We start from the raw sequence: 10,102 nt of genomic DNA on the forward strand, positions 1-10,102 counted from the left end.
TATTCTGTTTTTGGTTTTTACAATAAATTCGTAGGTTGTAATTCATAATTAAACACACCGAGACATAAATTTTATGCTTTAAGAACAAGGCAAACAAGTGCATTTCTTGCAAAAACTATATGTATTTAAAGCCACTAAACACCTTTTATAAAAGTGTAAAATCTATCTATGTGTTTCCAAAAGGTTAAAATAAGGACGCGATGATTTGTCTACTACCTTCATAAGGATTTCTCCCATGTGACATGAGCATATTATCAAGGAATAATACATCTCCTTTTTCCCAGGGGAATACAACGGTTGCTTTTTGATAAGCCACTCTTATTTCTTCGATTTCTTCTTTAGAAATTTCACTACCATCCCCATAAAATGTATTATTAGGAAGATGATCATCCGTTACCAATTCAAAGAAAGAAGCTTCGAGTGCGTGCTTATTAAAGAAATAAGCGTGATTGAACCATACTTGATCTCCTGTAGCTGGATGTTCCCATATTGCTTTTTTATTCCATGTCAGTACTAGATTGGTATCGCTTTTCCATTCATAAGAAATCCTCTGTTCTTTGCAAGTAGCCTCTACTTCTGTTTTGTCCTCTGTTTGAAAAACTTCAGTCCATGATAAACCGCATCCTTCGTTGAGATTTCTAACATACTTAACTCCTTTTTCAAAAAATTTAGTTTTTGTTTTTTCACTTAAATACTCCAATACTTTTTTATTATCTGCGATTGGAGTTTCTCCTTGTTTATCTGCTGGATCTATACAACAAAAAACAATATTACTTGGATGAGAGGGTGCATAGGAGCTCTCGCTGTGCATTTCGATATGATACTCTTTAGGATAAGTTGTAGTATGGTATACATTTTTCCCAACAGCATATCTCGGGGATGATCTTAAATTATATTCCAAAGGTGTATCTGCATATAATTTACTGAAATCTTCAAATTTCTCAACCGTATTAATATGAAAGCCTCTGAAAAGTATAGCTCCGTACTGATTTACTTTTTCTTCAAAAAGAGATCTATTCTGAGCCAACCAATCATTGAGCTGTAGTCCTACTGTGGATGGCTTAATTACTAAGGGAAATCCTCCGTTACCAGGCCATACAGCATATTCTACATTTGTCGAATCTGATACTTTTTGAGCTTTAATACCTTTTAATTTTTGTATGCTAGTTATCATAATTTTTTTTATTTTTTTAAATAGCTGCAGAACTGTTATTATTAGCGCTATTTCATTTATATAAATTACATAGACAGTTTTTATTTTTTAACCAACTTGAATTTATTAACATTAAGATTCCGAAGGTTTTGTCTAGTCTCTTTCTGAAAATCGATATCACCAATTTTTTCTTGGGTGTTATCTAGTAAGAGCGCTAACAATTTTTTAAAATTATTCATAAGACCTTTAATCATATTTTGGCTATAGAGGTCAGTATTGTAATTAATATCAAAGTATAAATAGGTTCCTATTTCTTTAAAATTAATAAGCATATCTAGTTTTGCCCCTCTTTCGTTCTCAACCACAATCTGATCAATTTCGTCCTGTGTAAACTGATATTTATTGTTGTTGTCTACTGTATTGTGGTAAGAAAGCATTACATCATAAAGAGGATTACGACTCGTATCACCCTTTATCTTTAAGTCATCTAGCAAGTTGTCGAACGGATACATCTGGTGTTTGGTGTTTTCAAACATAACATCTCTTACTTTATCAAAAATCTGATCGAAATTCTCTTCAGCATTCAACTGATTACGAATCACAATATTGTTGAAATAAAGTCCGATTTGATTCTCGAGATCTACGTGATCTCTTCCAGCAATTGGTGTTCCTATGAGAATATCCTTTTGGTTGGTATATCTGTAGAATAATATATTCCAAAGGGCTAATATTCCTGTAAATAATGTTCCTTTATTTGCTTTACAATACGCGTCAAGTTTACTCGTGTCGGTGTCTGAAATTAAGGTTCGTAGGGTCTCTCCATTATTCGTCTTTACTTTTGGCCTCGCTTTCTGAGTTGGTAAATCCAATATTGCTCTATCTCCAGACAAGGTTTGTAGCCAATATTGTTTGTGATGTTCAAAAGCATCATTTTCCAATTGCTCTTTTTGCCAGACAGCAAAATCTTTGTATTGAATACCCAAAGACGGAAGCGACACAGCTTTATCATTTTTGTAAGCATTATAGAAAGCTAAAACATCTCGCTTTAAAATATATTTTGAAACACCATCTCCAATAATGTGATGCATATTGTAATAGAAAATATGATCGCTATCTGAAATTTGTAATAGTGCAATTCTCAATAAAGGTCCTTCATCAAGGCGAAATGGCTGTAAGGCATCTTGCTTCATATAGGACTCCACTGCTTTCTCGATATATTTTTCTCCTCTAAAATCAATTTCTTGAATTGCAAAATTAATTTCTGAAGGGGAGCATATCCATTGTCTTACTTCTGCATTTTCAGCTTCTTTAAATACGGTACGCAATGTTTCATGACGTTCTATAACGGCATCAATGGCTTTCTTTAGAAAAGGAATATTATAACCTTCCAGAATTAGATGCGCTGGCATATTGTAGGAGATATTGCTTTCTTCAGACTGGCTCAAAACCCACATACAATACTGACCGCTGGAAAGTGGATAATTAGCTTGTTGCGCCGCAGGTTCTATTTTTTCTATTGTAGTTTCAACAGAAGCTCCAAATAATAAGGCACAATGCTCCTCAATGGTTTTATTAATGAATAAATCTCTTAGTTCTAATTTTACTCCGTACTCTTTATGATATCTTGTAATCAGCCTTGTAAGTTTAAGACTGTGTCCGCCAAACTCAAAAAAATTATCTAAAACGCCTATACGTTCTCTGTCTAAGATCTCTTTCCAAATGGTTACCAACTGCTCTTCGTTTTTATTGCGGGGAGCAACATATCCAATGGCATCCGTTCCTTGTGTGGCTACTTTTGGCAAAGCTTTTTTGTTCACTTTTCCATTAGAAGTGAGCGGTATTTCATCCAAGGAGATGCATATTGTAGGCACCATGTATGCTGGTAAACTTTCTGAAAGATACTCTTTAAAATTATCTAAGGTATATCCCTCTTTTATCACCACATAAGCTACTAGTTCTTTAGAAAAATATTGATCTTCGTGCACAATAACAGCTGCCTGATTTGCGTATGGACACACATTTAAGACAGCCTCTACTTCTCCAAGTTCTATTCTAAATCCTCTAATTTTAATTTGCTTATCGTTTCTTCCTAAATACTCAATATCTCCGCTAAAAAGTCGTTTCGCAATATCTCCAGTTTTATAAAGACGTTCTTCAGGATTAAACGGATTATTCATAAAACGTTCTTTTGAAAGTTCAGGACGATTTAAATATCCTCTGGCAACTCCCGCTCCGGAAACGAATAACTCGCCAGCAACTCCCATAGGTACCAGATCCAAATTTTCATCTAGAATATAGCAACTCATAGTTGGAATAGGTCTTCCTATATCGCTTATATTAAGGCTGATTTCTCGAGTTCCTATTTTTTTGAACGTTACATGCACTGTTGTCTCTGTAATTCCGTACATATTAATAAGCACACAGTTTGGATATTGAGTTGCCCAAGGTCTAAGAACTCCAGGCGTAAGCGCCTCACCTCCAAAGATAACATAGCGTACACTCAATGCTTGTTTTTTATCGGTAACTTCTTCTTGTAAAGCATTAAATGCCGAAGGGGTTTGATTCAGTATGGTTACCTTTTGTTCCTCTAAAAGCCGTGCAAAAGCTTTGGTATCTTTTGCAACAAGTTCAGGAACAATTACTAATCGACCTCCATATAACAAAGCTCCAAATATTTCCCAAACCGAGAAGTCAAAAGAATACGAATGGAAAACACACCATACATCTTTTTCGTCAAAATCGAACAAAGGCTGATCAGTAAAGAAAAGTCTAACCACATTACCATGTTCTATCATTACTCCTTTAGGAACTCCAGTAGTTCCTGAGGTATAGATTACATAAGCTAGATTAGACAATGATAAATCTAACTCTAAGTTAGTTGCTTCGTAGTTTGAAAAGAGAGCATCAGCTTCATCTAAATTAACCAAATGAATATGATCTTCTAGTTTTAATACTCCAGTGCTCTTTGTGCTTACCAATACAATTCTTGAATCGATATCATTAAGAATAAAATTAATACGCTCAGTAGGATATTCTGGGTCAATTGGTACATAGGCTCCTCCTGCTTTTAGGATTCCTAAAATCCCGACAATCATTTCAAAAGAACGATTGATGCACATTCCTACCATGGTTTCTTGACCTACTCCATGTTCTTTTAAATATCCTGCTAGCTTGTTGGCTTTTTCATTTAATACCTTATAGGTCATTCCTTCTCCGTCAAATGTCAGCGCAATGGCTTCTGGATTAGCAGCTACTTTCTCTTCGAAGATTTTTATAATATTCCGATCTTCTGGATATCCGGTTTCTGAAGCGTTGTATGTTTTAGTAAGCGCTATTACTTCTTCTACTCCCAACATATCAAAATCGCCTACAGTAGTAAACTTCTCCTCTGCCATATTGCATATGGCTGTTCTGAAATGCTCTGTGATCATTTGAACAAATGCTTTATCCATAATCGAACTGTTGAAAGTAAAATCAATAGTTAATTTATCTTTCAGCATAGGCTGAATAGAAAGTAAATAGTTATTGTTTTCTTTTACATTAACACTATCTATTTCCAAAACAGGTTTACGGGAACTGTCCCCGCTTTTAGACGGATAGTTCGTAAACGACAATAAAGAATCAAAACAATCTCCTTTAATATCATTCCATTGCTGGATTTTACTAAGAGACGTGTGCTGAAAATTTCTTGCTTCTACAGAAGTTTTTTGAAGCATGTCTAAAAAATCTGCAATAGTCTGATTATTGTCTATTTTCGCTCGCAAAGGAATCGTATTGATGTATAACCCAACTTTTCTGTCATAATTTAAATCTGCAGGACGTCCAGAAACCGTTACTCCATACACAATATCTTTAAGACCTGTATATTTAGACAATAAAATAGCCCATACTGCTTGCGTCAGTGTATTGGGTGTAACATGATTGGATTTTGAAAAATCATTGATTTTTTGTGTTAAGGATCTGTCAAAATCAATGCTGATACGTTCGTATTTTCCTTTTCCTTTATTACGTTCGTGCGATGCTTTACAAAATGGCAGTAAAGATGGTTCACTGAAGTCCTGCATGTAAGACTGCCAGAATGCTTTTTCTTCAAAAGCATCTATCGATTTAATATAGTTTATAAAATCCTCATATCGGTCTTCTTCTTGAACGTCAATTGGTGTATTGTACATTAGATTGGTGTACGCTCGTATTACTTCCTGAATGATTACCTGTCCGGACCATCCATCCCAAAGTACGTGGTGTTTTGTCCAGATCATTTTAAAAGCTTCCTCACCAAATTTAGCAATAGTGATACGCATTAATGGCGGATTAGTAAAGCAGAAGTCCTCAAATCGGTCCTGATTTTTAAGTGTTATGAACTTTGCGTCTTTTTCTTGATCAGTATCGTTTGTTAAATCAATGAATCGCAACGGAACTTCCACTTCTTTGTTAACAAACTGAATTGGAATGTTTACTTTATCATAAATAAATCCAGTTCTAAGAATAGTGTGGTTATTAATCACATTTTGCCAAGCTTTTTTGAACAGTTCTATATTTAATTTAGAGGAAAAGCTAACATCAAACTGAGTGTGGTATGTTGTGTTTTCTTTAGACTCTGTATTATATAAATAGGTACTATGAAACAAGATACCTTCTTGTACAGGGCTCAATCCATACATCGAAGAAATATTTTTTCTGTCTAGTTTAAAATCTTCTTTCTTTAAATATGTAATGACATCTGCCTTATTTTCTTTGATAAAAGAGGTGATATCAGGACGTTCTGTAATAGTTTTAATATCAGAAGGAGTCAGTTTTCCTTCTTTTCCTAATAAGATTAAATCCTGCCCATCAATTTTAAGTTCGAATCCAAGACTTTTTAATTGTTTTATGAATTTTTCCATGATTTTAAAATATGTTTTCTAATAGTAGCGTAATGAATCTTTTCTTTGAGTATGTAATTGCACTTAAAACAAAGCGATACCTCTTAACTCTTCTTTATGTACTGTGGCTGTTTCAAGAATATTTTTCATACTTTCTAGAAATATCGCAATGGTTTCTGGTTCAAAATAGAGATCATTATAGGTGAGTATAAAATCAAAAGTGGTCTCTTTTTCCTGTACCAAAAGATTAAAATCATACTTTCCTAATCCCTGATTTTTATATTCAAAAGGCTCCTCTTGATCTTCTATCACAGCATCATACTGATCGTATAGATATAAAACATCAAAAAGTGCTGTTCTGCTCATATCTTTCTTAGGGTTAATCTCTACAACCAGTTTATCAAAAGGGATTCCCTTATTATAATCTGCCGTTTGCCAAGTGTTGGCCACAACCGTACAAGCATCAGATAATGTTGTGCTCTCTTCCAGAACAGATTGCAGTACCACGAGATTTTCGATAGCACCTACAGTAGATGCCGTGAGATGATTACGCATGTCCATAAGGGTTCCAATCACGATATCAGAGAGCCCTGAGAATTTAGCTAAGGCCATTTTATAAACCGCCAGCGTTACTATTTGTGACGTAGTACCATTGATTGCGGCAAAAGATTGTAAACGATCTTTACTAAAAGAAAAAGCACTTGTTGCTGCTTTATAAATGTGTACCGCCACTCTTTCTATATCTGTGGGAAGGTACAATACCTGAATATTCGTCAATCGTTTTCTCCAATGTGCTACCAGAATTTCAGTCTCATAAGGATCAACAGCTTGTTCCCATTCTGAAAAGTCTTTGTATTGCATGGTAAAGCCTAACGAATCTTCGGGGCGATTTATAAAACTCAAAAAATCTTCCTTTAGAATTCCAAGACTGTAACGGTCAACAATCGCGTGGTGGAATACAAATAATATTCTGGTGTGATTTTCCAGACGTTCGAAAAAGGCTTTTACTAGTAATTCATTTTCAAAATTGAAAAATCCTTTACGCAATTTTTCCTGATTCTGTTTAAGATCAGACTGCTCGGTCAGCAAACTTTCTATTATAATTTCCTGAGGTGCTTTAATGGTTTGAAAAATCTGGTCACCTTCTTTTATTATGGAGGTTCTCAAGATATCATGGCGGTTGATTAATTTTGTAAAAGCCCGATAAATCTCTTCGGTGGTTACCACTTTTTCAATTGTTAAGCTCAAAGGAATGTTGTGATAAACAGGTCCTCCTTCATAAAGGTAATCTCTTTCAAAATGATCTATAAACCACATCCTTTGCTGGTGATAGGAAACAGGTAATTTCATATGTTTTTGGATTTAGGTAATTAATGTTAGGTAAGGTTCTTAAAAAACAGTACTTAGAATCTCAGAACACTTTCATTCTCTGCATCAACCTGAACTTCTGATTCAAATAAAGCATCAAACTCTTTAAAATCTATGGCGTCACTTAATCCAAAATCTGAAGGCGTCACTTCCCTGTCCTCTTTATTGATACAGTGTTCGATAAGCTGAGTTAAATTCTCTATAAATTGATCTGCCAGATTTTTGACTGTTTCCGGACGATAGCGTTCACTTGAATAGTCCCAGGAAATTCTAAGTTCATTGTTGACAATAATTGCTTTTATAATAAACTTCTCTTCTATTATTGAAGTAGGACTTATGTGAGCTCCTGAATATTCTGGTGCTAGTGCAAAACTTCCTTTTTGATTCAATACATTATCAATCTGTCCTAAATAATTAAACACCACATCCCATCGGCAATCTTTTAAGGAATTACGAATTTCATTAGAGGAATGCAAGTAACGTAAGCATCCATATCCCAATCCTTTGGTCGGAATTTTACGCAATGTTTCTTTTATCGTTTTAATGGTATCACCTTCTGTTCTTGCTCCGTTTCGGGATAAAATCACAGGATATTTGTTTGTAAACCAGCCCGTAGTGCCGGAAAGATCAATATCTGTGAATATATTTTCTCTTCCGTGCCCTTCAAAACCAAGTGCCAGTCGCTGTGTCTGGAATACCTTTTCAAAAGTCATTTGTAAAGCACTTAACATCAAATCATTGATTTCTGTGTTATATGCAACATTGACCTCTTTCAACAAACAGTTTGTATACTCCTGATTCAAAACTACTTCATGAGTTTTCTTCGTATCTCTGGTTGGTTTCTTTGCCGAAAAATCTGTTGGAAGCGGCGTATAGTCACTATTCACCTGCTGCCAATACTCTAACTGAGATTCTATTTCTTCAGTCTCTGCAAAGTTTTTCAGCCTATTTATCCAATCTCTGAACGAGTTGTTTTTATTTGCTAAATAAATTGTTTCGTCTACGATTTCTTCTTTTAGTAGGATTTCCAGATCATCAATTATAAACCTCCAAGAAACGCCATCTACTGCCAGATGATGTGATACCATAAAGAATCTATTGCTGGTCTCAGCTTCTGGAGTTTCAATAAGAACAAATCGCACGAGATCTCCTTTTTCAATGTCTAGAGATTCCTGATATTTTTCACAAATTGCGGTAATTACTTCCGCAGTGTTTTTTCCGGCTTCAATATTTTCGGTTCGGAACACATTTGTAAATTCTCCATAAAACTGTACCCATTCGTCCTGCTGCCTTGCGTATTTAAAGCGAAGTGAGTCGTGACGTTTGGCTATTAAGTCGATAGTCTGCTCTAATTTCTCTTTCGTGATCCCCTTACTTATGCTTAAAAGGAATGCCTGATTGAAATATGAAAGTGCCTCGTCTCCTCGCTCAAAAAACCACTGTTGAATTGGTGATAAAGGCACTTCACCTTCTAAAAGTCCTTGTTCTGCTTTACTAAGTCTTTTACTGTTTTGCTCTACTGCGACAGCCAAATCTGCTACCGTTTGGTAATCAAACAAGTCTTGTACATGGATTTGATATCCTTTTTTCTTTGCTCTACTGACTACCTGAATGACAATAATAGAATCACCTCCCAGTTCGAAGAAATTGTCGGTAACGCCAACTTGTTCTACATTTAGTAAATCCTGCCAGATGGCTGCCAGACCTTTTTCTATTTCGGTTTCAGCAGCAACATATACACGCCCCTCTGTAACGGTAGGATCCGGCAATGCTTTTCTGTCGATCTTACCGTTTGAAGTTAGCGGCATCTGGTCTAAGACTACAAATACCTGAGGAACCATATAATCCGGAACCAATCCTGAAAGATAGGATTTCAAATCAGACTCTGAATAACCTTCTTCGACAACCAGATAACTCACCAAGCGTTTTACCCCTGCAGTATCTTCTCTAAATAAAACCTCGCTTTGTACAATTCCCGAATACCCCTGAATCACACGACTGATTTCTTTTAATTCTACACGGTATCCGCGGATTTTAACCTGATCGTCTACACGTCCTAAAAACTCTATCTCTCCTAACGAATTTCTGCGAACTAAGTCTCCTGTTCGGTATAAAACTGCACTCTTACCTGCTGTAAACGGATTGGCGATAAATTTTTCCTGAGTTAAATCTTCACGGTTTAAATATCCTTTTGAGATACCAGCGCCGCCTAATAGTAATTCTCCCGAGACTCCAATTGGACATAACGACATATCACTGCTCACAATATAAGCTTCACTATCCGAGAATAGTTTCCCAACCGGAATGGTTACATAATCAAAAGCAGGATCTACTTTGTGCACTAATTTCCCAATCGTACTCTCCGTAGGACCGTAGTGGTTCACGATGGTTACATTTGGATCTTGCGCTGCAATCTCTTTTACATGTGACACTGGCAATACATCACCTCCGAATATCAGGGTGCGTACTGGTAACAATAGTTCCTTATCCAAACGCAAAGCCTGCCAGTGACTCGGTACTATTTTGATACAATCGATCGGATTCGCTTTAAAATACGCTTGTAATTTCACACCATCCATTAAAGTTTCTTTGTTGAATAAGTGCAGACATCCTCCGCTTAATAAAGAACCGTACAATACAGTATTTCCTAAATCGGCAGAAAGTGAAGACATTAATCCGAAGCTTTTGTTGGCACTGATCGAAATCTTAGCTTCCAATC

General features: G+C 35.7%; 4 protein-coding genes. All 4 read right to left on the reverse strand.

The features are described 5' to 3' along the window. Positions 1-184 precede the first annotated feature (184 nt). On the reverse strand, positions 185-1,174 hold the full coding sequence (locus WFZ86_RS18080) for a TauD/TfdA family dioxygenase (protein ID WP_342693236.1): 990 nt from the start codon (positions 1,172-1,174) through the stop codon (positions 185-187). Between the two features lie 80 nt (positions 1,175-1,254). Continuing rightward, positions 1,255-6,036 (reverse strand): amino acid adenylation domain-containing protein, encoded by a 4,782-nt coding sequence (locus WFZ86_RS18085; RefSeq protein ID WP_342693237.1) that lies wholly within the window; start codon positions 6,034-6,036, stop codon positions 1,255-1,257. Positions 6,037-6,099: 63 nt separating this feature from the next. Further along, a complete protein-coding gene (locus tag WFZ86_RS18090; protein WP_342693238.1) occupies positions 6,100-7,365 on the reverse strand; it encodes a condensation domain-containing protein in 1,266 nt (421 codons plus the stop codon). 53 nt (positions 7,366-7,418) lie between these two features. Further along, positions 7,419-10,102 (reverse strand): condensation domain-containing protein (locus WFZ86_RS18095; protein ID WP_342693239.1); only part of this gene is annotated, 2,684 nt, incomplete at its 5' end.

The organism is Flavobacterium polysaccharolyticum, from assembly GCF_038739875.1.
GTDB classification, from domain to species: Bacteria; Bacteroidota; Bacteroidia; order Flavobacteriales; family Flavobacteriaceae; genus Flavobacterium; species Flavobacterium polysaccharolyticum.

Coding starts and splice junctions, on each gene's coding strand:
- WFZ86_RS18080 (WP_342693236.1), bottom strand. CDS start 1,174: ATGATAACTAGCATACAAAAATTAAAAGGTATTAAAGCTCAAAAAGTA.
- WFZ86_RS18085 (WP_342693237.1), bottom strand. CDS start 6,036: ATGGAAAAATTCATAAAACAATTAAAAAGTCTTGGATTCGAACTTAAA.
- WFZ86_RS18090 (WP_342693238.1), bottom strand. CDS start 7,365: ATGAAATTACCTGTTTCCTATCACCAGCAAAGGATGTGGTTTATAGAT.